Origin of the sequence: Pseudomonas frederiksbergensis (assembly GCF_003732665.1) — a bacterium.
GTDB classification, from domain to species: domain Bacteria; phylum Pseudomonadota; class Gammaproteobacteria; order Pseudomonadales; family Pseudomonadaceae; genus Aquipseudomonas; species Aquipseudomonas frederiksbergensis_G.
Genome location: NZ_MOBP01000012.1, coordinates 376934 through 399487, shown reverse-complemented (window position 1 = coordinate 399487; position 22554 = coordinate 376934). Strand labels below are relative to the sequence as shown.

The following is a 22554-nucleotide window of genomic DNA, read 5'->3' as shown; positions in this document are numbered from 1 at the left end:
TTAAACGCATTCCCCTGTAGGAGCGAGGCTTGCCCGCGAAGACAATTTCACAGGCGCAAAAAATATCCGCTTGACCAAGGAGAACGATCGTTCTACTGTTTGCCCATGAACGAAATCACTAGCAACGACACACGCAACATCATCCTGGATGTCACCGAAAAGTTGATCTACAAAAGTGGCATCGCTGCCACCGGCATGGATCTTCTGGTGAAAACCGCCGGCGTTTCCAGGAAGAGTATTTACCGCTACTTCGCCAACAAGGAGGAGCTCACCGTCGCGGCCCTGCAACGCCGCGACGTACGCTGGATGAACTGGTATCGGACTGAAGTCGACAAGGCGCCTACCCCGGCAGACCGGTTGCTCAACCTGTTTACCGTGCTCCGGGCCTGGTTTGATTCCGAGGGCTTCCGCGGCTGCGCGTTTATCAACACCAGCGGCGAAACCGGCGACCCACAAGACCCGGTGCGCCTGGTTGCCAAAGACCACAAACAGAAACTGCTCGACTATGTGCTCGAGCTTTGCACCGAACATGGCGCCACCGACCCGCAGGCACTGGCCAAACAGTTGCTGATCCTGATCGATGGGGCCATTACCGTAGCGCTTGTGATGGGTGATCACAGTGCCGCCGATAATGCGCAATGCATGGCGCGAAAGTTATTGGACCTGTAACTGCTTAATCAAGCCGTGTTTTAACTTTAGTTTTATAAGGAGACATTCAAATGTCATCTAATGCCGAAGTTCGTCCGCCATTGCCGCCGTTCACCCGTGAATCGGCCATCGAAAAAGTTCGCCTGGCCGAAGACGGCTGGAACTCCCGGGACCCGCAGCGCGTGTCCCTGGCCTATACCCTGGACACCAAATGGCGTAACCGCGCCGAATTCGCCTACAACCGGGAAGAAGCCAAAGGTTTCCTGACCCGCAAATGGGCCAAGGAACTGGACTACCGCTTGATCAAGGAACTCTGGGCCTTCACCGGTAACCGCATCGCCGTGCGCTACGCCTATGAATGGCACGACGACTCGGGCAACTGGTTCCGCTCCTACGGCAATGAAAACTGGGAGTTTGATGAGAATGGTTTGATGGCCAATCGTTTTGCCTGCATCAACGATCTGCCGATCAAGGAAAGCGAGCGCAAATTCCATTGGCCGTTGGGGCGTCGTCCTGACGATCATCCGGGCCTTTCCGACCTCGGTCTGTAAACACATCACCCTGTAGGAGCGAGGCTTGCCCGCGAAGAGGCCGTGTCAGTCGACATCAATGCTGTCTGACACACCGCCTTCGCGGGCAAGCCTCGCTCCTACAAGGGTTACGGTGTTCAGGCGACTGCGGCTTGTTCCTTCACGCTAGCTTTGGCTTCAAGCTCTCGTACCAACGGCAACACCCGCTTACCGAAATACTCCACCTCTTCCTGGAAATGCAGGAACCCCGCCAGCACCAGATCCACCCCCACCGCTTTCAACGCCACAATCCGCTCGGCAATCTGCTGCGGCGTGCCGATCAGGTTGGTCTTGAAGCCGTCGTTGTACTGCACCAGGTCCTCGAACGTGGACTTGGCCCAGTTGCCCTCGCCTTCCGGCGACGCCCTGCCCGCCTGTTTCGCCGCATCGCCAAAGGCATTCACCGCTTCCGGATCGGCCTCGTCGATGATCTGCGCCAGCACGGCGCGGGCTTCTTCTTCGGTGTCGCGGGCGATGACAAAAGCGTTCACCCCGACCTTCACCGAATGATTGTTCGCCGCAGCCTTGACCCGAATGTCATCGACCTGGGCCTTGATGCCTTCCGGGGTGTTGCCGTTGGTGAAGTACCAATCGGACACCCGCGCCGCCATGTCTCTTGCTGCGCGGGAGCTGCCGCCCTGAAAGATTTCCGGCTGGCCCAGGGGTTTGGGCTTGAGGCTGTAATTGTCGAAACGGTAGAAGTCGCCACGGAAGGTGAAGTTGTCCTGGCTCCAGATGCCCTTGAGCGAGCGGATGAATTCTTCGGAGCGGCGATAACGTTCGTCGTGCTCCAGCCAGTGCTCGCCGATGGCTTGGAATTCGCCCTTGAACCAGCCGCTGACGATGTTCACCGCCACCCGGCCATTGGTGAGTTGATCGATGGTCGCCAGTTGCTTGGCCGCCAGCGCCGGTTGCCACGGGCCGGGCAAGATCGCGGCGATGACTTTGAGTGTGGTGGTGGCGGCCAGCAGCGCGTGGCTGAAGGCGACCGATTCGTGCTGGAACTCGGCGCCATAACCGGCGGTGAAGCGAATCTGGGTCAGGGCGTATTCGAACCCCGCCGCCTCGGCCAATTGCGCCAGTTTGCGGTTGTAATCGATACCCCAGTGGGTGCGCTGCTCGATCTTGCTGACCACCAGCCCGCCGCTGACGTTCGGCACCCAGTAGGCAAATTTGACGGCTTGCTGACTCATTGGCGTGTCCTCGGGACGTTGGGAAAGTCTTTGGGATAGAGCAGCAACCGTGCCAGTGCGCAAAACACAAGTGTCCTGAGTCGACCGAGATCCCTGTGGGAGCGGGCTTGCTCGCGAATGCGGTTGCACATTCAACATCTTTATTGGCTGGCAGGCCGCCTTCGCGAGCAAGCCCGCTCCCACAGGGATTGAGGTGTGTCAGGGGCAATTTGCTGTTGCGCTGTTGGTCCTGCAACAGTTGGTGCTTCACCGAAATCCGCAACCTTCAATAAACCCTGGCCCGACAGCCCCGGCATGGACCGTGCAATCCCCCCCTGCATCCACTGCCGCCCCAAGGAGCTGTCCCATGACCGATCACCAGGTAATCAACCCCCTATCCACCGGCACCGACTACGAAAGCCTCGCCGCGCGTTTTCGGCCGATCTTCACTCGCATCGCCGCCGGTGCCGTTGAGCGCGAACAAACCCGCAGCCTGCCCTACGAGCCGATTCAATGGTTAAAGGAAGCCGGTTTCGGCGCGGTGCGCGTGCCCGTGGAATACGGCGGTGGCGGTGCCTCGGTGCCGCAACTGTTTGAACTGCTGATCGAACTGGCCGAAGCCGACTCCAACGTCCCGCAAGCCTTGCGCGGGCACTTTGCTTTCGCCGAGGACCGCCTCAACGCTGCGCCCGGTCCGGCGCGGGACGTCTGGTTCAAGCGCTTCGTGGCCGGCGACATCATTGGTTGCGCCTGGACTGAAATCGGCAGCGTGGCCATCGGCGATGTCATCACCAAAGTCTCGCCCCACGGCGAGCAATGGCGGCTCAACGGTGAAAAGTTCTACAGCACCGGCAGCCTTTTCTCCGACTGGATCGACGTCTACGCCCAGCGCAGCGACACCGGTGGCGACGTGATCGCCGCCGTGCGCACCCGCCAGCCGGGCATCGTGCAGAGCGATGACTGGGACGGTTTCGGCCAGCGCACCACCGGTAGCGGCACTTCGCGGTTTATCGATGCCGAAGTGGACGCCGAGAACATCATCGACTTCGCCACCCGCTTCAAATACCAGACGGCGTTTTATCAATTGGTGTTGCTGGCGTCCCTGGCCGGTATCGGTCGCGCTGCATTACGCGATGTGGCGCAGCACGTGCGCGAGCGCAAACGCATCTACAGCCATGGCAATGCGCAACATGTGAGTCAGGATGCGCAGATTCAGCAAGTGGTCGGTGAAATCGCGGCGCTGGTGTATGCCGCCGAGGCCAGTGCATTGAAGGCGGCGCAACCGGCGCAGAAAGCTTACGAGGCACGTTTCTCTGGTGATCAAGCGTTGGAGCAAGCGGCGAATGTCGCGGCGGAAATCGAATCGGCCAAGGCGCAGGTGGTGGTCACCGAATTGATCCAGCGTGCGACCACTGAGTTGTTCAATGCGTTGGGGGCTTCGGATGTGCGCCAAGGGAAATCACTGGATCGGCATTGGCGCAATGCGCGGACGGTGTCGTCGCATAATCCGGTGATCTACAAGGCGCGGATTGTGGGGGATTGGGCGATTAACGGGACTGAGCCGCCGTTTGTGTGGCAGATCGGGAATGGGCCGCAGCTCAAGTGATGCAGTGGCTGGGCTGACGCTTTCGCGGGCAAGCCTCGCTCCTACAGGGGAATGCATTTCAAATGTAGGAGCGAGGCTTGCCCGCGAAGAGGCCAGACGGGTCGCCGCAGAAGTTGTATATAGGTAAGATACCGGCCTTCCCCGCAGCCCTTGCTGCGCCCCGCCGAATAAGCCGATTCCATGCCTTTCGAACTCAGCGTTGACCTCACCACCCTGGCCATTCTGGCCGTTGTCGCTTTCATTGCCGGTTTCATCGACGCCATCGCCGGCGGTGGCGGGCTGTTAACCACGCCTGCGCTGTTGACCGCCGGCCTGCCGCCGCACCTGGTGCTGGGCACCAACAAACTGAGTTCGACCTTCGGCTCGGCCACCGCCAGTTTCACGTTCTACCGGCGCAAGCTGTTCCATCCACGGCAATGGGTGCACGCCATCGTCGGTACGCTGGTGGGCGCGTTGACCGGTGCCGTGGTCGCGCATTACCTGCCCGCCGAATGGCTGAACAAGATGCTGCCGGTGATTGTCTTCGCCTGTGGCGTGTACCTGTTGTTTGGCGGTACGCCGAAAGCGCCGCTGGACAGCGACGCACCGATCAAAAAGAAGTGGCAATCGACCCAAGGCTTCAGCCTCGGCTTCTATGACGGCGTGGCCGGCCCCGGCACCGGTGCGTTCTGGACCGTCAGCAGCATGCTGATGTACCCCATCGACCTGGTGAAGGCCAGCGGCGTGGCCCGCAGCATGAACTTCGTCAGCAACATCGCGGCGCTGTCGGTGTTCGTGTTTTCCGGGCAGGTGGACTGGATCATCGGCCTGAGCATGGGCCTGTCGGTGATGGTCGGCGCGTTCTTCGGCGCACGCTCCGCCATCAGCGGCGGAGCGAAGTTCATTCGCCCGGTGTTCATTACCGTGGTGTTGGGCTTGACCGTGCGGTTAGCCTGGCAACACTGGTTCAGCGTGGCCTAAACGCCGCGCCAGATACACGTCGATCAGGTAACGGGCAATCGAGCGCGAGGCCGGCAACGGCGGCATCGCGTGGATGTTGAACCACTGGGCGTCTTCGATCTCGTCTTCCTGGCAGACGATTTCGCCCCCCGCGTATTCGGCGTGGAAACCCAGCATCATCGAGTGCGGGAACGGCCAGCACTGACTGCCCATGTACTGAATGTTCTTGACCTCGATCTGCACCTCTTCGCGGACCTCGCGAATCAGGCAATCCTCGGCCGATTCCCCCGGCTCGGCAAACCCGGCCAACGTGCTGTAGACCCCAGTGACGAAGCGTGGCGAACGGGCCAGCAGCACTTCATCGCCACGGGTCACCAACACGATCATGCTGGGCGAAATCCGTGGGTAATAACGGATGTCGCACGGCTCGCAATACATCGCCCGCTCGCGGGGAACCTGATGGGTGGCTTGCCCGCAGTTACCGCAAAAGCGGTGTTCGCGATACCAGGTGCCAATCTGCGCAGCGTAACCGAGCACCTTGTAGACGGTGTGATCGCCCTCCAGCATGAACGCCCGCAGGCCTTTCCAGTTACAGCCCGGCACTTCGCTGGCGTTGCGCAACTCCAGCAGGTAGACCGGCTCGCCATCGAGGTGGCCGATGCCGTGTTCGGCCAGGACCGACAAGTCCTGGCGCTTGAGCCATTCCCGGGGGAACAGCGCGCCATTGTCGTCGAACAGAAAGCCTTCAGGGCTGCGGGCCACGGCCCAGCCGCCGGGTTGATCGGTGTCCAGTACTGCGGTGGTCCAGCGTGAAATCATGGTTAATCAGTCCAGAAATTCGGGTTTCTGTTTGCTCATATGGGCGGCCATGGCCACGCGCAAATCGGTGGATTGCAGCATGGCGGCGTTCCAGGTGGCGACGTATTCGAGGCCGTCGTCGATGCGATGGTCGCGCATGTAGCTGATCATTTCCTTGGTGCCAGTGATGGCGATCGGCGACTTGCCGGCGATCTCCCGGGCAATGCCCATCACGCCATCGAGCATGCTGTCGCGGTCACTGTAGACCCGATTGACCAGGCCCATGCCCCGCGCTTCCTCGGCACCAAAGTTGCGACCAGTGTAAGCCAGTTCACGCAGCATGCCGTCACCGATGATCCGCGGCAAGCGTTGCAGCGTGCCAACGTCGGCGGCCATGCCGATGTCGATTTCCTTGATCGAGAATTGCGCGTCTTCGGCGGCGTAGCGCATGTCGCAGGCCGCAATCAGGTCGATAGCGCCGCCCAGGCAATAACCCTGGATCGCCGCGAGCACCGGTTTGCGACAGTTATCGACAGCATTGAACGAGGCTTGCAGGGCGAGAATCTTGCGCCGCAGCAGGCGCGCATTACGGCCGACGTCCTTGCCCAGTTCATTGGCCACCCCGGCCAGCATCATCAGGTCGATGCCGGAGGAAAAGTGTTTGCCGGCGCCACTGAGGACCACCACCCGCACTTCGTCGGTGTCATCGACCCACTGGAAAATCTCGATGATCTCGCTCCAGAACGCGGCATTCATCGAGTTGATCTTTTCCGGGCGATTGATCTGCACATGGGCGATTTTGTCGGCGAGTTCGACGGTAAACGCGGTGTACTGAGACATGGCAGTGATCCTTGACCGGGCAGAAAATGAGGCCCGAACTATAACAAGGCATCGCGGGTGGGAGTAAGGCAGTGGTTCGGCCAAATGCGGGACTGGCTTTGGGTTCTGTGTTGTCTGGGCTGGCGCCTTCGCGAGCAAGCCCGCTCCCACAGGGGAACGCATTTCAAAATGTGGGAGCGGGCTTGCTCGCGAATGGCCGCCCCGCCGATCTAACCCCCTTTCACCACCACAAACGCCGCCGTCACATAAGGCACAGTAATCACATCCTTACCCCGCAACTCCGGCTCACTTTCAATCAAGGCTTTAATCTGCGCATCCACCCTGTCCCGCTGTGCCTGGGGCAACGCCGCAATAAAACTGGTGGACCGCACCCGATTGAAAATCACATCTTCCGGCGAGCCGCTATGGCCATGGGCGAAATGCTGCGCCTGCAGCGGTCCGAACGCCTTATGCGGAAAAGCCAGGCGCCAGGCGCCGGTGTAGTAGCGCGGGGTATCGCCTTCCAGGGCATTGACGATGGCGTCGAGTTTCGGCACCCAACTCGCCCGGGTATCGCGCAGGTTCCAGACCAGGCCCAGCTTGCCGCCGGGCCTGAGGACCCGGGCAATTTCCCTGAGCGCTTCGGGGGTGGCGAACCAGTGAAAGGACTGGGCGCAGAGCACCACATCCACCGAGGCATCGGGCAGCGGCAAATCGGTAGCTGTGCCGCTGACCGCCAGCACCTCGGGATAATCGGCGGACAACTTGTCCAGCATCTCGGGCACCGGTTCCACGGCAATCACCTGCGCCCCGGTGGCCACCAAGCGCCCGGTGAACTTGCCGGTGCCGGCGCCGAGGTCGATCACGGTTTTGTCGTTATTCAGGCTCAGGGTGCCAGTGAGCCAGTCGGCTACTTGAGGCGGATAGTCCGGGCGCCCGCGCACGTAGGTGTCGGCGCCGGTTTTGTAGCCATCGGCGGCAGCATGGTGAATGTGTTCTCTCATGGCAGTTCTCCCGATACTCAGCGATGCTTGCGAGCATAGCGTCTGAACCTGAACGGCCCCTGCAAAGATCTCAAGTAAGAAATGAATAATTGCTCACCCAACGGTGTTCACCTTGCATCGCCCAAGAGGATTGCCCATGAACCGCCTGAATGCCGATTCGCCGACACGTTATGACCGTCTGACCATAAGCCTGCACTGGCTGACCGCGGTGCTGGTGATCTTCATGTTCGCCAGCGCACAAATCTGGGAACAACTGGCCAAGGGCACGCCGCTGCGCAAGGGTTTGCAGTCGGTGCACATCTCCTGCGGCATCCTGCTGGCAGTGATTGTCATTGGCCGGTTGCTCTGGCGCCTGTCCCGGGGGCGGCGTTTGCCGCCGGCCAATCAGGGCATGATGAATATTGCAGCGAAAACTGCGCATCTGGCGTTGTACCTGCTGCTGTTGAGCCAGATCGTGCTGGGCTTCCTGTTTCGTTGGGCGCAGGCAGAACCGTTCAACTTCTTTGGGCTGTTCGCTGTCCCACAATTAATGACCTTCGATAAAAGCATGCGCTCGGTGTTTGGCGGGCTGCATGAAAACGTCGCCTGGGCCATCGTGATTCTGGCCGGGCTGCACGCGGTGATGGCGTTGGTCCATCATTACGGCCTGCGGGACGGCACGTTGCGCCGGATGCTGCCGGGTAGTGATACGAACTGAAACGAATAGAACACCGGGGTCGGGTGTTCTACGGTTATCTGCCCACGAATCTATTTTCACTGTGAATGGAGTTTCACCCATGAATATCCGTTTCGCTGTTTTCACTGCCCCGCTGGTGCTGTTTGCGGCGCTATCCAGCACTGCGGCGTTCGCCCACGGCGACGAAGATGAACCGGCCAAGCCCAACTGCCCTAAAGGCCAGGTGTACGACAGCAAATCGAGCAAATGCGTGCTGCAAACCAGCAGCCTGGTGCCGGACGCCGATCGAACCGACTACGCCTATCGCCTGGCCAAGGACGGTCGCTACGAAGAAGCCCTGGCCCTGCTCGATACGCTGAAAGATCCAAACACCGCCAAAGCCCTCAACTATCGCGGCTACGCCACGCGTAAACTGGGGCGAACCGACGAAGGCATCGGCTACTACCTGCAATCGGTCAAACTCGACCCGCAGTATGCACAAGTGCGCGAATACCTCGGCGAGGCGTATGTGATCAAAGGCCGGTTGGACCTGGCCCAGGAACAGTTGCAGCACATCAAATCGATCTGCGGCAGCACCTGCGAGGAATACCAGGACCTGGCCGAAGCTATCAACGATTCATCGAAAACCTGACACCGAACGGACGGAGGTCGCCATCGCCAGCGATCAGGCAATACGAACAGAGTTGGGCCAGCATCTGGCGCGGTTATGGCGCTACGGCTTGCTGCTGTCCCGGCAACGGCATGTGGCCGAGGATCTGGTGCAAGCCACCTGCGTGCGGGCGCTGGAACGAGCCGGGCAGTTTGTGCCCGGCACCCGCATGGACCGCTGGCTGTTGAGCATCCTGCACTCGATCTGGCTGAACGAAGTACGTGCCCGACGCGTGCGTTTGGGCCAAGGAATAGTGAACGCCGACGAAGCGCTGTCGTTCGACGGTGAGCACGCGGCGCAAACCCATGTGCTGGCCGCGCAGGTGATCCGCCGTGTCGATGCCTTGCCGGAAACCCAGCGCGAAACGGTGTACCTGGCCTACGTCGAAGGGCTGTCCTACCGCGAAGTGGCCGAGGTGCTGCAAGTGCCCATCGGTACGGTCATGAGCCGCCTGGCCACCGCCCGCCTGAAACTCGCGGAGTACCCGCCCTTGCACGCCGTACCGAGCAACACCACTGGAGAACGTCGATGACCGACCCCCTGCGCCCGACGATCCCGACCGATGAACAATTGGTGGCCTACCTCGACGACCAACTCGACACCGAACAGCGCACCCGCATCGACGCGGCGATCAACGATGACCCGGTGCTGAGCCTGCGTCTGCAATGGCTGGCCCGCAGCAACCTGCCGTTCAAGGCGGCCTACGATGAACTGGGCCAGCAAGCGCCGATGGATCGCCTGCACGCCATGCTCGACACCTTGCCCAACCCTGCCCGTCCTGGCCTGAACCGACGCTGGTTCCTGGCGGCGGCTGCCGGTCTGGTGGTGAGCAGTGTGGTGGCTGACCGGTTGTTTATCGGCTGGCAATCGACCCAGGAAAAAAGCAACTGGCGTGGTTTGGTGGCCGACTATATGTCGCTCTACGTGCCGCAAACCCTTGAACATCTGCCCAACGACGAATCCGCCCAGCGTGCGCAGTTGCGGACCATCGACGCGCGTTTGGGCCTGAAACTGGCGCCGGCGCAACTGGCCCTGCCCAGCCTTGAGCTCAAGCGTGCGCAAATCCTCGAGTACGACGGCGTGCCCATCGCCCAGATCACCTACCTCGACCCGGCCCATGGCCCGATGGCACTGTGCGTCACCCGCTCCAACAAGGGCAGCCGGCCGTTTGCCCAGGAGCGCCGGCATAACATGAATGTCGTGTACTGGGCCGATACGGAACATGCGTGGATGTTGATCGGGCATAACTCGATGGCGGAACTGGAGGGGATGGCGAAGCTGTTGCGGGGACGGTTGAGTGTGTGACCGTCACCGTTAACCCTGTGGCAAGGGGGCTTGCCCCCGTGCGGTGTGCCTGGAGGAATGCCGGGGGTGGCTTCGCAACCCAACGGGGGCAAGCCCCCTCACCACAGAATTGCGTTCTTGTCGTCAGTTCGGTGTGGGGAGCCACAACCTGAATCGCGCCCCACTCAGCGGCGAAGCCTCCACCGTCAAGGTTCCGCCCTGTGCTTCCAGGGCGCGGCGGCTGATGGCCAGGCCCAGACCAAAGCCTCCGGTAGCCCGATCACGGCTCCGGTCCAAGCGGTAAAACGGTTCGAATATCCGCTCGCGCTCATCCTCTGGAATGCCGATCCCGTCGTCATCGACCCAGATTTCACAGCCTTTCGGGCACACCTGCACGCCAATCTGAATCCGCTTTTCGCAATAGCGCATCGCATTGCGCAGCAGGTTCTGCAACGCCCGGGCCGTTAGGCGCGGATCGAGGGTGAAGCGCTCAAGCTGACCGTGCAGCAGCACATCAATCACGATATCCGGTGATTCCAGTTCTTCATCAACGCTGCCCAGAATGCTGTCGATAAACTCATCCAGCGACACTTCTACCCGCTCCGGCAAACGCGCCGGGTTTTGCAGGCGGCTGTAGGACAGCAATTCCAGCACCAGTTCATCCAGTTCACGAATGTGCGCGACCAACCCTTGCAGGCGTTCGCGGCTGGCGGCCGGCATGTCGTCGGACAGCGCCAGGGCCAGGCCGAAATCCAGGCGTGTCAGCGGCGTGCGCAGTTCGTGGGAGACGGCGTTGAGCAAGTCCCGTTGCTGGTTGAGCAGGTTTTCGATGTCGCCGGCCATGGTGTCGAACACGTTGGCCAGGCTACCGATGTTGGAACTCGGGGAAATTTGCGTGCGCTCGCTCAAGTGCCCCTTGCCGAAGCGCTCGGCCGTGCCTTTGAGGCGTTCGAGGTCGCGCCAGTGCGGACGCAGCCACAGCAACAGGCAAGCCAGCATGGTCGCGCCGATCAGCACGTTGATACTCCAATACAACAGATTGACGTCCAGCGGGTCCGGCGGCACCACCATTTGCACTACCGTCCGGTCGTTCAACGGCGCTACCGCCAAGGTGCGCCAGCCCCAGTCGCCGATGCGCACCACGTTCTCACCGCGCTGCAAACGCTCGCGCTCATCAAGCGTGAAGTCGGCGTCATCGTGGCCGCTGAGAACGATGTGCAGCGGCTGGAATTCCTTGTCCATCTGCGCCGCCAGGGCTGGCCATTGTTCGCTTGGTACACCATGGAATTGCTTGACGATCAGGGTTTGCAAACCTCGGGAGTAGTCGAGGTTGTAGGTGACGAAGCGTTCATGGAACAGCTTGATCACCACGTCCGGCACCAGGTAAATCGCCGCGCTGTAGGAAACGATCGTCACCAGGTACAGGCGAAAGAGGATTCTGAACATCGCCTCAGCATTCCCACTCGGAGCGGCTGAACAGATAACCCTTGCCCCACACCGTCTTGATCTTGCGCGCCTCGCCGGCGTGGTCGTCGAACTTGCGCCGCAGCTTGGAAATCGCCACGTCCACCGAGCGGTCTGTGCCGTTGAATTCGATGCCGCGCAGGCGTTGCAGAATCTGGTCGCGACTCAGCACTTCGCCGGCATGCCGGGCCAGCACCACCAGCAGGTTGTACTCGCCGCTGGACAGCTCCACCAGTTGTTCGCGCCAGGTCACGGTGCGTTCGGACAGGTCAATGCACAGGTTGCCCATCAGGATGCGGTCATTGGCGGTCTGCGGTTCGCCGAGGCTGCTGCGGCGCAGCAAGGTGCGCACCCGGGCCAGCAGGACTCGCGGCTCACAGGGTTTGGTGACATAGTCGTCGGCGCCCATTTCCAGGCCCAGCACCTGATCGTGGCTGTCGTCCCGGGCAGTCAGCATCAGGATCGGCAACGTCGCCGAATCGGCCCGAAGCAAGCGACAGACTTGCAGCCCGTCGAGGCCCGGCAGCATCAGGTCGAGGATCACCAGGTCCGGCGGATTGACCCGCGCCCGTTCGCGCACATGATCGCCACGACTGATCACGCTGACGCTATAGCCGTTGCGTTCCAGGTAGCTGGCGATCAGTTCGGAGAGCGCGGTGTCGTCTTCGACCAGGAGGATGTTGGGCATGGGGTGTTTCCAGAAAAAGAGCTGTGGCGATCTTTCGGGCCTCTTCGCGGGCAAGCCTCGCTCCTACAGAGATCGCATTCTCCTGTAGGAGCGAGGCTTGCCCGCGAAGGCGGCCTGCCAGTCGCTGAAAAATTCAAGGGGCCAAGGATATACGCCCTCACCCGCCCGCGAGCAAAACCCTTACACAATTTCACACAGCGCCTACAAAGCTTCACCGCTACTCTCGTCGGCTCCCCGTAGGATGCCGGGGTCATTATTGGGGTATTTACATGTCAAAGAACCTGCTTGCCACGCTCAGCCTGATTGCACTGGCGTTGACACTGAGCGCTTGTGACAAGTCTTCGACCGCTGAAGAAGCGGCGCCGTTGGCCACTGTGCGCATCGAAACCATCGAGGCCCGGCCACTGTCGATCAGCAGCGAACTGAGCGGGCGGATTGCCGCGCCACGCATTGCCGAAGTCCGCGCCCGGGTCGCTGGCGTCGTATTGCAGCGCACCTTCCGCGAAGGCAGCGACGTGAAACAGGGCGACGTGCTGTTCCGCATCGACCCGGCACCGTTCAAGGCTGACCTGGACAGCGCTGAAGCGGCGTTGCGCAAGGCCGAAGCGAATGCGTTCCAAGCCAAATTGCAGGAGCAGCGCTATTCGCAGTTGATCGAAGGCAACGCCATCAGCGGCCAGGACTACGACAACGCCCGGGCCAATGCCCGGCAAACCGCCGCAGACGTGGCCGCCAATAAAGCCGCCGTGGCCCGGGCCAAGTTGAACCTGGGTTACGCCACCGTCACCGCGCCGATTTCCGGGCGTGTCGGCCGTGCCCTGGTGACCGAAGGCGCGCTGGTGGGGCAGAACGAAACCACGCCCCTGGCGTTGATCCAGCAATTGAACCCGATCCACGCCGACCTCACCCAGTCGACCCGTGAACTCAACGACCTGCGCCGTGCGTTCCGCTCCGGGCAGTTGCAGCAAGTCGGCCAGGATCAGGCCAAGGCCACGCTGATCCAGGATGATGGCAGCCTGTATCCGCTGCCGGGCAAGTTGCTGTTCGCGGAGATTTCCGTCGACCCGGGCACCGGGCAGATCATCCTGCGCAGCGAGTTTCCCAACCCGGACCTGGACTTGCTGCCGGGCAGCTTCGTGCGTGTACGGATTGAACAAGGCGTGAACCAGCAAGGCATCAGCGTGCCGCAACGGGCGATCCAGCGTGACAGCGCCGGGGTGGCCCAGGTGATGTTGCTCGACGCCGATCAGCGTGTGGGCCTGCAACCGGTGCAATTGGGCGCGGTACAGAACGATCGCTGGATCGTCAGCGGCGGCCTCAAGCCTGGCGACCGGATCGTCACCGAAGGCCTGCAACACGCAAAACCCGGCGACAAAGTGCAGATCGACGACACCCCTCTTCCACTTGCCCAGGTTTCTGGACAGTAAGCAGGACGCTTTTTTATGCCGCAGTTCTTTATCGACCGCCCGGTGTTTGCCTGGGTGGTCGCGTTGTTCATCCTGTTGGCCGGTGCGCTGGCCATTCCGCAGTTGCCGGTGGCGCAGTACCCCGACGTCGCGCCGCCGCAGATTGAAATCAACGCCACCTACCCTGGCGCCTCGGCGCAAACCATCGACGAAAGCGTGGTCAGCCTGATCGAGGAAGAGCTCAACGGCGCCGATCACCTGCTGTATTTCGAATCCCAGAGCAGCCTCGGCAGCGCCACCATCAAAGCCACGTTTCAACCGGGCACCAACCCGGAAATGGCCCAGGTCGATGTGCAGAATCGCCTGAAAGTCGTGGAGTCGCGCCTGCCCCAAGCGGTGAACCAGCAAGGTTTGCAGGTGGAGAAAGTCTCCTCCGGTTTCCTGTTGCTGATCACCCTGACCTCCAGCGACGGCAAGCTCGACGACGTGGCGCTCAGCGACTACCTGGCGCGCAACGTGATGAACGAGATCAAGCGTCTCGACGGCGTGGGCAAGGCCCAGCTCTACGGCGCCGAACGGGCGATGCGAATCTGGATCGACCCGCGCAAGCTGATCGGTTTCAACCTGACCCCCGCCGACGTCAACGCCGCCATCGTCGCGCAGAACGCCCAGGTGTCCGCCGGCAGCATCGGCGACCTGCCGACCCGCAGCACCCAGGAAATCACCGCGACCATCGTGGTCAAGGGCCAGTTGGCAACGCCGGAAGAGTTTGCCGACATCGTGCTCAAGGCCAATCCCGACGGCTCCACCGTGCGCATCGGTGATGTGGCTCGCGTCGAGATCGGCAGCCAGGAATACCAGTTCGGCACCCGTTTGAACGGCAAGCCGTCCACCGCCGTCGGCGTGCAATTGTCGCCGGGGGCCAATGCCCTGAGCACCGCCACCGCCGTGCGGGCGAAGATGGACGAACTGGCGCGCTACTTCCCGGCCAACGTCGAATACAAGATCCCCTACGACACCTCGCCCTTCGTCAAAGTCTCGATCACCAAAGTGGTCTACACCTTGGGCGAGGCGATGTTGCTGGTGTTTGCGGTGATGTTCCTGTTCCTGCAGAACATCCGCTACACGCTGATCCCGACCCTGGTGGTGCCGGTGGCGCTGATGGGCACCTTTGCGACCATGCTCGCGCTGGGGTTCTCGATCAACGTGCTGACCATGTTCGGCATGGTGCTGGCCATCGGTATTCTGGTGGACGACGCGATTGTGGTGGTGGAGAACGTTGAGCGGATCATGGTCACCGAAGGCCTGTCGCCCAAGGAAGCGACGCGCAAAGCGATGAAGCAGATTACCGGCGCGATCATCGGTATCACTCTGGTGCTGGTGGCGGTGTTTATTCCGATGGCGTTCATGCAGGGCTCGGTCGGGGTCATTTATAAACAGTTCTCGCTGTCCATGGCCACCTCGATCCTGTTCTCGGCGTTCCTGGCCCTGACTTTGACCCCGGCGCTGTGCGCCACGCTGCTGAAGCCGATCGCCAAAGGTGAGCATCACGAAAAGCGCGGTTTCTTCGGCTGGTTCAACCGTCGCTTCGAACAACTGACCGTGCGTTATCAGGGCTGGGTTGCCTACGCATTGAAACGCACCGGTCGCTACCTGCTGATCTACGGCGTGCTGCTGATCGGGTTGGGCCTGTGTTTCAGCCGTCTGCCTTCCTCGTTTCTGCCGGTGGAAGACCAGGGTTACACCATCACCGACATTCAACTGCCGCCCGGCGCGAGCAAGAACCGCACGGTGCAGGTGGTCGAGCAGATCGAAAAGCATAACGCCACGGAACCCGGTGTCGGTGACAGCACGGTGATTCTCGGTTTCAGCTTCTCCGGCAGCGGGCAGAACGCGGCTCTGGCGTTTACCACGTTGAAGGACTGGTCCGAGCGCGGCAGCGATGACTCGGCCATGTCGATTGCCGATCGGGCCAACATCGCCCTGAGCCAGATCAAGGATGCGGTGGTGTTTGCCGTGTTGCCGCCACCGGTGGATGGCCTCGGCACCTCCAGTGGTTTCGAGTTCCGCTTGCAGGATCGCGGCGGCCTCGGCCATGCCACGCTGATGCAAGCGCGCACGCAGTTACTGGCGGCGGCGGAGAAAAGTCCAATCCTGATGAACGTGCGCGAAAGCGCCCTGGCCGAAGCGCCGCAGGTGCAACTGGAAGTGGACCGCAAGCAGGCGAATGCCCTTGGGGTGTCCTTTGCCGATGTCGGCAACGTGCTGTCCACGGCCGTCGGTTCGGCCTACATCAATGACTTCCCCAATCAGGGGCGGATGCAGCGGGTGGTGGTGCAGGCCGAAGGCGATCAACGCAGTCAGGTGGCGGATCTGCTGAAGATCCACGTGCGCAACAACGCCGGGAAAATGGTGCCGCTGTCCGCCTTCGTCCAGGCCAAATGGACCCAGGGCCCGACGCAGTTGACCCGTTACAACGGCTACCCGGCGATCAGCATTTCCGGCGAACCGAAACCGGGTCACAGCACCGGTGAAGCCATGGCGGAAATCGAACGGTTAGTGGCGCAAGGCCCGGCGGGGTTGGGCCAGGAATGGACCGGGTTGTCGTTGCAGGAGCGTTTGTCCGGCAGTCAGGCGCCGATTCTGCTCGGTTTGTCGCTGTTGATCGTGTTCCTGTGTTTGGCTGCGTTGTATGAGAGCTGGTCGATTCCGACCTCGGTGTTGCTGGTGGTGCCGCTCGGTGTACTCGGCGCGGTGCTTGCGGTGACGCTACGCGGGATGCCCAACGATGTGTTCTTCAAGGTCGGGCTGATCACCATCATCGGCTTGTCGGCGAAGAACGCGATCCTGATCATCGAATTTGCCAAGAGCCTGTACGACGAAGGCCACGACCTGATCGACGCCACGCTGCAAGCGGCGCGCCTGCGGTTGCGGCCGATTGTGATGACGTCTTTGGCGTTCATTCTTGGCGTGGTGCCGCTGGCGATTGCCACTGGCGCCAGCTCGGCGAGCCAGCAAGCCATCGGCACCGGGGTGATCGGCGGGATGATCACCGCGACCCTGGCGGTGCTGTTTGTGCCGGTGTTTTTTGTGGTGGTGATGAAACTGGTGCGCAAGCGCCATAAAGACACCTGACCCACAACCCCCTGTAGGAGCGAGGCTTGCCCGCGAAGAGGCCGTGTCAGTCAGCATTGATGTTGCCTGACACACCGCTTTCGCGGGCAAGCCTCGCTCCTACAAGGGCACTCGGTATGTGGTCATAACCCACCACGCTGGGCTAAGGTAATCAAAACCCTGACCCATCGAGCCTCCATGCCCCTCCTCGCCCGCACCCACCCTCGCCTGTCGTCCGCCACGGTTCTTGGCCTGGCGGTGGGCATCCTGGCTCCGGCCGATTCGATCATCAGCAAAATCCTCATTGGCTGGAACGCCGGGGTCTGGACCTACCTGTTCCTGATGATCTGGCTCGCCACCAAGGCCAAGGCGCCGGATGTGAAGCGCATTGCCGAGATCGAAGACGAAAACGCCGGGCTGGTGTTGTTCGTGGTATGCATCGCGGCGATTGCCAGCCTGGCGACCATCACTTTTGAACTGGCCGGCAGCAAAGACCTGGAAACCTCGCGCAAGCTGCTGCATTACGCGTTCACCGCAGCCACCGTCATCGGCTCTTGGCTACTGATCGGGGTGATTTTCTGCGTGCACTACGCCCGTCTGTTCTACACCTGGGACGGCAAGGAGCCGGCACTGCGCTTCGCCGAAGGCCTGACCACCCCCAATTACTGGGACTTTTTGTATTTCTCGTTCACCATCGGCGTGGCGGTGCAGACCGCGGATGTCGGCGTAGCGACCCGGGGGCTGCGCAAGATTGTGCTGGCGCAATCGCTGATTGGATTTGTGTTCAACACGGCGATTCTCGGGTTTTCGATCAACATCGCGGCCGGACTGTTCAGCTAAACGGCTGCACAAACGTTCTAGGCATCCACCGCGTCGCAGGCGTTAAATAAGTCGGCAATCCGTCTCACAGGTGCAGCATGACTTCGCATAACTGGATCGACCTGGCCCAGGACGCCGACACCGGCATCGAAACCTTGCGTGCGCATTTTGAGGGCCACGCCTACGACCCGCACTGGCACGACAGTTACCTGGTGGGCGTCACCGAGCAAGGCGTGCAGCAATTCAATTGCCGCCGGGCCCGGCATCAGAGCACGCCGGGCAAGGTGTTTCTGCTGGAGCCGGGTGACATCCATGACGGCGAAGCGCCCACCGAGGACGGCTTCACCTACCGCATGCTCTACCTCGACCCGCAATGGCTGGAGCGTGAATTGGCCGGGCTCTTCGAAAACGCCCCGCTTAACAGCCAACTGAGTTTCGCCAACACCCTGACCACTGACCCACAACTGGCCCAGGCCACCAGCCTGGCGTTCCAGACCTTGCACGGTGGCGAGCTGAAAATCGTGCGCCAGACTGCCCTCGACGGTTTGCTCGAACGCCTGACCAGCCACTTGCACTGGCGCACCCGCTACGCCGAAGACCCGCGCCTGCCGCTGGTGGCGCAAAAAGCACGGGAATACCTGCACGCCAATGCTCATCTGGACATCGGCCTCGATCAACTGGCCGCTGCCACCGGTGTTGATCGCTTTCGCCTGGCCCGTGCGTTCAAGGCTGCCTACGGGTTGGCGCCCCACGCCTATCTGGTGCAACTGCGCTTGTCCAAGGCTCGGCGCATGCTCGCCAGCGGCGTGCAACCCGCGGCGGTGGCCATGGAATTGGGGTTTGCCGATCAGAGTCATTTGGGGCGCTGGTTTGTGCGGGCGTATGGGCTGACTCCGGCGATGTACCGCAGGCGCTGCTCAAATCTTCCAGACGCGTGACCCACGGCTTGTGAAGATCGAATCATCGATCATTCACAGGAGTTCACAAGTCATGCTGTCCACCTTCCCCACCCTGCTGCCGTTTTTGCTGTTTGCATTTGTCGCGTCGATCACACCGGGACCAACCAATATCCTGGTGCTGAGCAACAGTGCCCGTTATGGATTCAAGGCTGCGCTGCCCATCGTTTTCGGAGCGTGTGTCAGTGCCGCAACCATCGTGTTGCTGGTGGGTTGCGGACTCGGTGAGTCGTTTAATCGGTTTCCGCTACTGAGCCATATCTTTAAATGGCTAGGAGTGGTTTGGTTGAGCTATCTGGCGTGGCAACTGTATCAGGCTCCCAACAAGGCGATAGAGTCCGACTCCGCTGCCCGCAATGATCGGCGTCTGGGTTTATGGGGCGCTGCCAGCCTGCAACTGATCAATCCAAAAACTTGGACGATGGCATTCGCAGTGGTGAGTATGTTTGCCGTACGAGGCGATAAACAGATGATGCATACATTGTATTTATCGGTGTTGTTTTTCCTTGTGTCCATTCCTTGTCTCGGACTATGGGCAGCGTTGGGTAGCGGATCAGTTCGGTTTTTACAATCGCCCAAAGCCCTGATGCGCTTCAATCGTTGTTTAGCATTAGTGCTGTTGGGATCTGCCTGGCTCAGCGTAATGGTCTGATTTCGATAAAAGACCCCTTTCATATGATCTATTGCTATTAAATAATAGCCAGGCATGAGCAAAGCTCATAAATATAATGAACTGTAAACTGTCAACTATGACAGTTTACAACCTTGCATAATCGCGATTAGATAATAAAACCCATAGCTCGGAGCGAACTCTGGGACACCTCTACCTCTTGCGATATTCATTGTGGAGATTGTATTCATGAGCGCAGCACAGAAACTAGACAGTTCTCACGTACGGAAGTCCGCCCTCAACAACTCATTCAACGGTTCGATCGACAGGGACATTCCACTCCCTTTCCAGGCCACTTTTTCTCGGGTTAATTACCCTCAGGAAGGTGAACCTCCACGTTGGACCATTGAGGCCCGTTATCGAGATAGTCAGAGCAATCATATAAAGTCGATTCGAATTATTTTTTTCAAGGACCCCTCTGATAATGCGCCTCACAAAATAGCCGACGACTTTAAAATTATCTATGCCAACACTGAAGAAGATCCACCCTCGGAGTACTCGGCGACAGTGGCAATGATTGCTGTTAAATTTGACGCCGGCAACCAGACCATTAAAGGCGAAATCAGTGCATCGGTAACAGACGGACTGGTGAATCCGAAATTCCATGATATTACCGCTGAATTCGATCTTGCAGCGCAGTAGCAAAGTCAATACTGATCAGATTTCAGGGAATACACACTCATAAAAAAGGAAGCCTAAGCTTCCTTTTTTATGTTGCGACGTTGGCTAAATAATTAGAAGTTAACACTGAAGCCGGCAATGACATTGTAATCTTGGTTAACCGTTTTGCTTCGGCTAGACCCGCCCTCGACGAACAGCTGAACACCTCTCGGCAACGCCCAATTAACGCCTCCCGCCCATTCCACGCTAGTCGTCGAACTGTCGTTGTTGAACTGGCTATCGTTGACACTGACTTCATTGTTTTTTATGAACTCATGGCCAACAGCGACGCGCAGGCGAGGTTGTAATTTTTGGCCGTTCCCCAGGTCAATCTCTCTCCCGGCATACAAACCGCCTTTTGCTACCAGTGAGCGAGTCAACTCACTGTCGACATCAAGACCATTGTCTAGTGTGTAGTGGTCGCCTGACACAACGGCGGCGCTTATCTGGGCAAAAGGAGCCCAGAAAAAGCCGTTGCCCAGTTCACTCTGCTTACCAACTTCCAGTGATCCACTCAGGCCGTAGCTATCGTAGCCACCTCGTGTGCGGACACCGTCACTCATGCTAACTTTGAGATCGTTGTCGAAACGATTGATTTTGGTAACGGCATCCACATAGAAACCGCTTTGGGCGTCAAATTTAGTGGCATACGCACCCACCGAATAGCTATCGACAGTCCCTGAACTGCCACGTTTCAAGTCCAGGCTGGTTTTGCTATATCCGACCATCGCGCCGACGAGCCAGTCAGTGTCCCCCAGCGCGGTGTCAGCCCCAATGACTAAACCTTGCTGTGTCTGACTGTAACCATCCCCATACGCATTCTCAACGCTGTATCGATTACCGTAAGTTCGAGTCCATAAGCCAGGTTTGGCACCGGTCAAGCGCCGGTCGCCCATGCGCGTGTTGAGCAAAGTGTTTTCGGCGTAAATGATGGTTGGCGCGGTATTGGCGATGGCCAGAACGGATTGGGTACTGGTGCTGACCTGAGTGTCTGGTCGCAGAAACCAGCCATTGTCGTCTTCGAAAAGTTTGTAGGTAAACGCACCGGCATCGACCGCATTACGCAGCGAAAATCGCGCATCGCCACTGGCAACTTTTACCACCTGGATCGGCTGGTCGTCAGCTGGCTTGCTCCCGGTAGCACTGACTGACAGTTCATGGTTGCCGGTCGCGGTTCCCGTGACATTCAAAAAGTCGGTCTGACGGCTGCCGAAATCGGTAGAGATGGAGAAGGTGCCATTGCCCGACAAGTTGACGACGTCAAGTTGGTAGAAGGTAGGCCCTGGCGCGAGGTCTACTGTGCCCCCCGCCAATGTCAGGTTATTCACGGCGTTGCTGCCAGTCATCACCCACACCGAACGGTTAATCGCAAAGTCAGAGACATTTTCCACGCCTCCGGTGAACACCGATCCATTGTCGAGTACCACGCGCGCACTCCCTGCGGGGTCACCTTTAAAGGTCCCGCTGAACGCACTTTGATTATCAAGCCTTAGGTCGGCAACATTGAGCATGTCACCTGTCAGGGATGCGTTATTTCGCAACAACACACTTGTAGGGCTACCGGATTCGACATTCACGTTGCCCTCCAGCGAGCTGTTATCCACGGTGAAGTTCACCGCCGTGCCATTTGCAACTTCCAGAATCGTGCCGTTGCCACCCTTCAGTGTCGAGCCGTTGCGCGCCTCTATAATCAGTGGGCCTAACGGATTGCTTCCCAGGTCAGCTACGATTGCCGAGCCGGTCTTCCCTTCAATGCTGGAATTATCCAGGACCAGTTTGCTGACCTGGTTGTCGTCACCATCGGGTTGGAACGTCACGCCGTTCAGGCCGCCGATGATTTTTGAACCTGCGCTTGCAGTAGCCTGCCCCCCCCACAAACTCAGTCCGAAACTTGAAGCGCCGGTGCCTTCGATAGTTGTATTGCTTAAGTTCAACGTACTGAAGGCCGTTGCAACGGCACCACCGGAAGTTCCTTGGACAGTACTGTCCGAGAGCGTTACCAGTGAGCCTGTTTGAGTGTCGGTGAAACGCACGGCCTGCAAGCCGAACTGGAGTCCTGACACTGTGGTATTTACAATATTTGCAGTGCTATTGATTAGCGTAACCGTCGTAAATCCGTCCGTGCCGAGAACTGTCGCACCATCAAGATTCACTGTTCCGGCTTCGATCGCTTCAATTTTCCGGGTTTGGCCGCCATTTACATTAAGTGTTCCGCCCTCGATCGTGATGTCCAGCGTCTGGGCACCATTGACCGTTAGCGTTGCGCCGGAAGAAAGCAGCCAGCTTTCTATGGTCGGCGAAGGTGAAATAGTTTCGGTTTCACCTGGATTTAGAAATCGAGCCTGTGCAATCGGTAATACAAAAAAAAGAATGAAAAATGACGGATACCGCCATTTTCCGTCCTTCGTTAACTTAGATAAGGAAAAGTTGTTTATCCACATATTGAACCACCGCACCTGTCAAATGTTGAATGGACCTGCTTGACGGAACTCCAAGAAAGGTCTCACCAGAACGTCGGCAAGCCTATCGATTGCAATGAGGATCGAATGTAGGAAAAATCTTTTTCTGCAGCGGAATATGGCGTTTCAGCTGGTAAGAAAACCGCCTAACGTT

Annotated in this window: 21 protein-coding genes; 14 read left to right on the top strand and 7 right to left on the bottom strand. The window is 59.5% G+C overall.

The window, feature by feature from the left end:
* Positions 1-105 precede the first annotated feature (105 nt).
* Together BK665_RS18995 and BK665_RS18990 are read left to right on the top strand one after the other, a co-directional pair.
* Positions 106-669 (top strand): TetR/AcrR family transcriptional regulator, encoded by a 564-nt coding sequence (locus tag BK665_RS18995; protein WP_123408110.1) that lies wholly within the window; start codon positions 106-108, stop codon positions 667-669.
* Between the two features lie 50 nt (positions 670-719).
* The gene (locus BK665_RS18990) at positions 720-1199 is read left to right on the top strand and encodes a nuclear transport factor 2 family protein (protein ID WP_123408108.1); all 480 of its coding nucleotides are present in this window, start codon (positions 720-722) and stop codon (positions 1197-1199) included.
* A gap of 116 nt (positions 1200-1315) precedes the next feature.
* On the opposite strand, the gene sfnG is transcribed toward BK665_RS18990, so the two are convergent.
* Complete coding sequence (gene sfnG, locus BK665_RS18985) at positions 1316-2410, bottom strand: dimethylsulfone monooxygenase SfnG (protein ID WP_123408107.1); 1095 nt, start codon at positions 2408-2410, stop codon at positions 1316-1318.
* A 346-nt stretch (positions 2411-2756) separates the two neighbouring features.
* Here sfnG and BK665_RS18980 point away from each other — a divergent pair, with 346 nt between their 5' ends.
* On the top strand, positions 2757-3995 hold the full coding sequence (locus BK665_RS18980) for an acyl-CoA dehydrogenase family protein (RefSeq protein ID WP_123408105.1): 1239 nt from the start codon (positions 2757-2759) through the stop codon (positions 3993-3995).
* A gap of 180 nt (positions 3996-4175) precedes the next feature.
* Positions 4176-4955: a TSUP family transporter gene (locus BK665_RS18975; RefSeq protein WP_123408103.1), complete on the top strand. Its 780-nt coding sequence runs from the start codon at positions 4176-4178 to the stop codon at positions 4953-4955.
* Here the strand turns inward: BK665_RS18975 and nudC are convergent.
* The 3 genes from nudC to BK665_RS18960 all read right to left on the bottom strand — a co-directional run bounded on the left by nudC (position 4923) and on the right by BK665_RS18960 (position 7555).
* On the bottom strand, positions 4923-5753 hold the full coding sequence (gene nudC / locus BK665_RS18970; RefSeq protein ID WP_123408101.1) for an NAD(+) diphosphatase: 831 nt from the start codon (positions 5751-5753) through the stop codon (positions 4923-4925). The two genes, BK665_RS18975 and nudC, sit on opposite strands and share 33 nt — an antisense overlap.
* Positions 5754-5759: 6 nt before the next feature.
* Positions 5760-6572 (bottom strand): crotonase/enoyl-CoA hydratase family protein, encoded by an 813-nt coding sequence (locus tag BK665_RS18965; protein ID WP_123408099.1) that lies wholly within the window; start codon positions 6570-6572, stop codon positions 5760-5762.
* 209 nt (positions 6573-6781) lie between these two features.
* Positions 6782-7555 (bottom strand): class I SAM-dependent methyltransferase, encoded by a 774-nt coding sequence (locus tag BK665_RS18960; protein ID WP_123408097.1) that lies wholly within the window; start codon positions 7553-7555, stop codon positions 6782-6784.
* 136 nt (positions 7556-7691) lie between these two features.
* Between BK665_RS18960 and BK665_RS18955 the strand changes: the two genes are divergently transcribed.
* The 4 genes from BK665_RS18955 (at position 7692) to BK665_RS18940 (ending at position 10185) form a co-directional block, all read left to right on the top strand.
* Complete coding sequence (locus BK665_RS18955) at positions 7692-8252, top strand: cytochrome b (RefSeq protein WP_123408095.1); 561 nt, start codon at positions 7692-7694, stop codon at positions 8250-8252.
* 79 nt (positions 8253-8331) lie between these two features.
* Positions 8332-8862, top strand: a complete 531-nt coding sequence (locus BK665_RS18950; RefSeq protein ID WP_123408093.1) for a tetratricopeptide repeat protein — start codon at positions 8332-8334, stop codon at positions 8860-8862.
* Between the two features lie 52 nt (positions 8863-8914).
* On the top strand, positions 8915-9412 hold the full coding sequence (locus BK665_RS18945) for an RNA polymerase sigma factor (protein WP_185076564.1): 498 nt from the start codon (positions 8915-8917) through the stop codon (positions 9410-9412).
* Positions 9409-10185, top strand: coding sequence for an anti-sigma factor family protein (locus tag BK665_RS18940; RefSeq protein WP_123408091.1), 777 nt, complete (start codon positions 9409-9411; stop codon positions 10183-10185). The genes BK665_RS18945 and BK665_RS18940 overlap by 4 nt, the downstream gene beginning before the upstream one ends.
* 123 nt (positions 10186-10308) lie before the next feature.
* On the opposite strand, the gene BK665_RS18935 is transcribed toward BK665_RS18940, so the two are convergent.
* On the bottom strand, positions 10309-11610 hold the full coding sequence (locus tag BK665_RS18935; protein WP_123408089.1) for an ATP-binding protein: 1302 nt from the start codon (positions 11608-11610) through the stop codon (positions 10309-10311).
* A gap of 4 nt (positions 11611-11614) precedes the next feature.
* On the bottom strand, positions 11615-12316 hold the full coding sequence (locus tag BK665_RS18930; RefSeq protein ID WP_027923024.1) for a response regulator: 702 nt from the start codon (positions 12314-12316) through the stop codon (positions 11615-11617).
* Between the two features lie 269 nt (positions 12317-12585).
* Between BK665_RS18930 and BK665_RS18925 the strand changes: the two genes are divergently transcribed.
* The 6 genes from BK665_RS18925 to BK665_RS18900 all read left to right on the top strand — a co-directional run bounded on the left by BK665_RS18925 (position 12586) and on the right by BK665_RS18900 (position 19923).
* Positions 12586-13743 carry an efflux RND transporter periplasmic adaptor subunit gene (locus tag BK665_RS18925; RefSeq protein ID WP_123408087.1) on the top strand — a complete coding sequence of 386 codons (1158 nt, stop codon included), beginning with the start codon at positions 12586-12588 and terminating at the stop codon, positions 13741-13743.
* A gap of 15 nt (positions 13744-13758) precedes the next feature.
* Complete coding sequence (locus tag BK665_RS18920) at positions 13759-16857, top strand: multidrug efflux RND transporter permease subunit (RefSeq protein WP_123408085.1); 3099 nt, start codon at positions 13759-13761, stop codon at positions 16855-16857.
* Between the two features lie 177 nt (positions 16858-17034).
* Positions 17035-17676, top strand: a complete 642-nt coding sequence (locus BK665_RS18915) for a DUF1345 domain-containing protein (RefSeq protein WP_123408083.1) — start codon at positions 17035-17037, stop codon at positions 17674-17676.
* A gap of 77 nt (positions 17677-17753) precedes the next feature.
* Entirely contained in the window at positions 17754-18593 is an 840-nt protein-coding gene (locus BK665_RS18910; RefSeq protein WP_123408081.1) for an AraC family transcriptional regulator, read from the top strand.
* Between the two features lie 52 nt (positions 18594-18645).
* Positions 18646-19263 carry a LysE family translocator gene (locus BK665_RS18905; protein WP_123408080.1) on the top strand — a complete coding sequence of 206 codons (618 nt, stop codon included), beginning with the start codon at positions 18646-18648 and terminating at the stop codon, positions 19261-19263.
* 207 nt (positions 19264-19470) lie between these two features.
* Entirely contained in the window at positions 19471-19923 is a 453-nt protein-coding gene (locus BK665_RS18900; protein WP_123408078.1) for a hypothetical protein, read from the top strand.
* A 92-nt stretch (positions 19924-20015) separates the two neighbouring features.
* Here BK665_RS18900 and BK665_RS18895 read toward each other — a convergent pair whose 3' ends face one another.
* Entirely contained in the window at positions 20016-22382 is a 2367-nt protein-coding gene (locus BK665_RS18895; RefSeq protein WP_123408076.1) for an autotransporter outer membrane beta-barrel domain-containing protein, read from the bottom strand.
* Positions 22383-22554 lie beyond the last annotated feature (172 nt).

Excerpts from the sequence above, each read along its gene's own strand:
- BK665_RS18995 (WP_123408110.1), top strand. The coding sequence starts at position 106 with ATGAACGAAATCACTAGCAACGACACACGCAACATCATCCTGGATGTC.
- BK665_RS18990 (WP_123408108.1), top strand. The coding sequence starts at position 720 with ATGTCATCTAATGCCGAAGTTCGTCCGCCATTGCCGCCGTTCACCCGT.
- sfnG (WP_123408107.1), bottom strand. The coding sequence starts at position 2,410 with ATGAGTCAGCAAGCCGTCAAATTTGCCTACTGGGTGCCGAACGTCAGC.
- BK665_RS18980 (WP_123408105.1), top strand. The coding sequence starts at position 2,757 with ATGACCGATCACCAGGTAATCAACCCCCTATCCACCGGCACCGACTAC.
- BK665_RS18975 (WP_123408103.1), top strand. The coding sequence starts at position 4,176 with ATGCCTTTCGAACTCAGCGTTGACCTCACCACCCTGGCCATTCTGGCC.
- nudC (WP_123408101.1), bottom strand. The coding sequence starts at position 5,753 with ATGATTTCACGCTGGACCACCGCAGTACTGGACACCGATCAACCCGGC.
- BK665_RS18965 (WP_123408099.1), bottom strand. The coding sequence starts at position 6,572 with ATGTCTCAGTACACCGCGTTTACCGTCGAACTCGCCGACAAAATCGCC.
- BK665_RS18960 (WP_123408097.1), bottom strand. The coding sequence starts at position 7,555 with ATGAGAGAACACATTCACCATGCTGCCGCCGATGGCTACAAAACCGGC.
- BK665_RS18955 (WP_123408095.1), top strand. The coding sequence starts at position 7,692 with ATGAACCGCCTGAATGCCGATTCGCCGACACGTTATGACCGTCTGACC.
- BK665_RS18950 (WP_123408093.1), top strand. The coding sequence starts at position 8,332 with ATGAATATCCGTTTCGCTGTTTTCACTGCCCCGCTGGTGCTGTTTGCG.
- BK665_RS18940 (WP_123408091.1), top strand. The coding sequence starts at position 9,409 with ATGACCGACCCCCTGCGCCCGACGATCCCGACCGATGAACAATTGGTG.
- BK665_RS18935 (WP_123408089.1), bottom strand. The coding sequence starts at position 11,610 with ATGTTCAGAATCCTCTTTCGCCTGTACCTGGTGACGATCGTTTCCTAC.
- BK665_RS18930 (WP_027923024.1), bottom strand. The coding sequence starts at position 12,316 with ATGCCCAACATCCTCCTGGTCGAAGACGACACCGCGCTCTCCGAACTG.
- BK665_RS18925 (WP_123408087.1), top strand. The coding sequence starts at position 12,586 with ATGTCAAAGAACCTGCTTGCCACGCTCAGCCTGATTGCACTGGCGTTG.
- BK665_RS18920 (WP_123408085.1), top strand. The coding sequence starts at position 13,759 with ATGCCGCAGTTCTTTATCGACCGCCCGGTGTTTGCCTGGGTGGTCGCG.
- BK665_RS18915 (WP_123408083.1), top strand. The coding sequence starts at position 17,035 with ATGCCCCTCCTCGCCCGCACCCACCCTCGCCTGTCGTCCGCCACGGTT.
- BK665_RS18910 (WP_123408081.1), top strand. The coding sequence starts at position 17,754 with ATGACTTCGCATAACTGGATCGACCTGGCCCAGGACGCCGACACCGGC.
- BK665_RS18905 (WP_123408080.1), top strand. The coding sequence starts at position 18,646 with ATGCTGTCCACCTTCCCCACCCTGCTGCCGTTTTTGCTGTTTGCATTT.
- BK665_RS18900 (WP_123408078.1), top strand. The coding sequence starts at position 19,471 with ATGAGCGCAGCACAGAAACTAGACAGTTCTCACGTACGGAAGTCCGCC.
- BK665_RS18895 (WP_123408076.1), bottom strand. The coding sequence starts at position 22,382 with ATGTGGATAAACAACTTTTCCTTATCTAAGTTAACGAAGGACGGAAAA.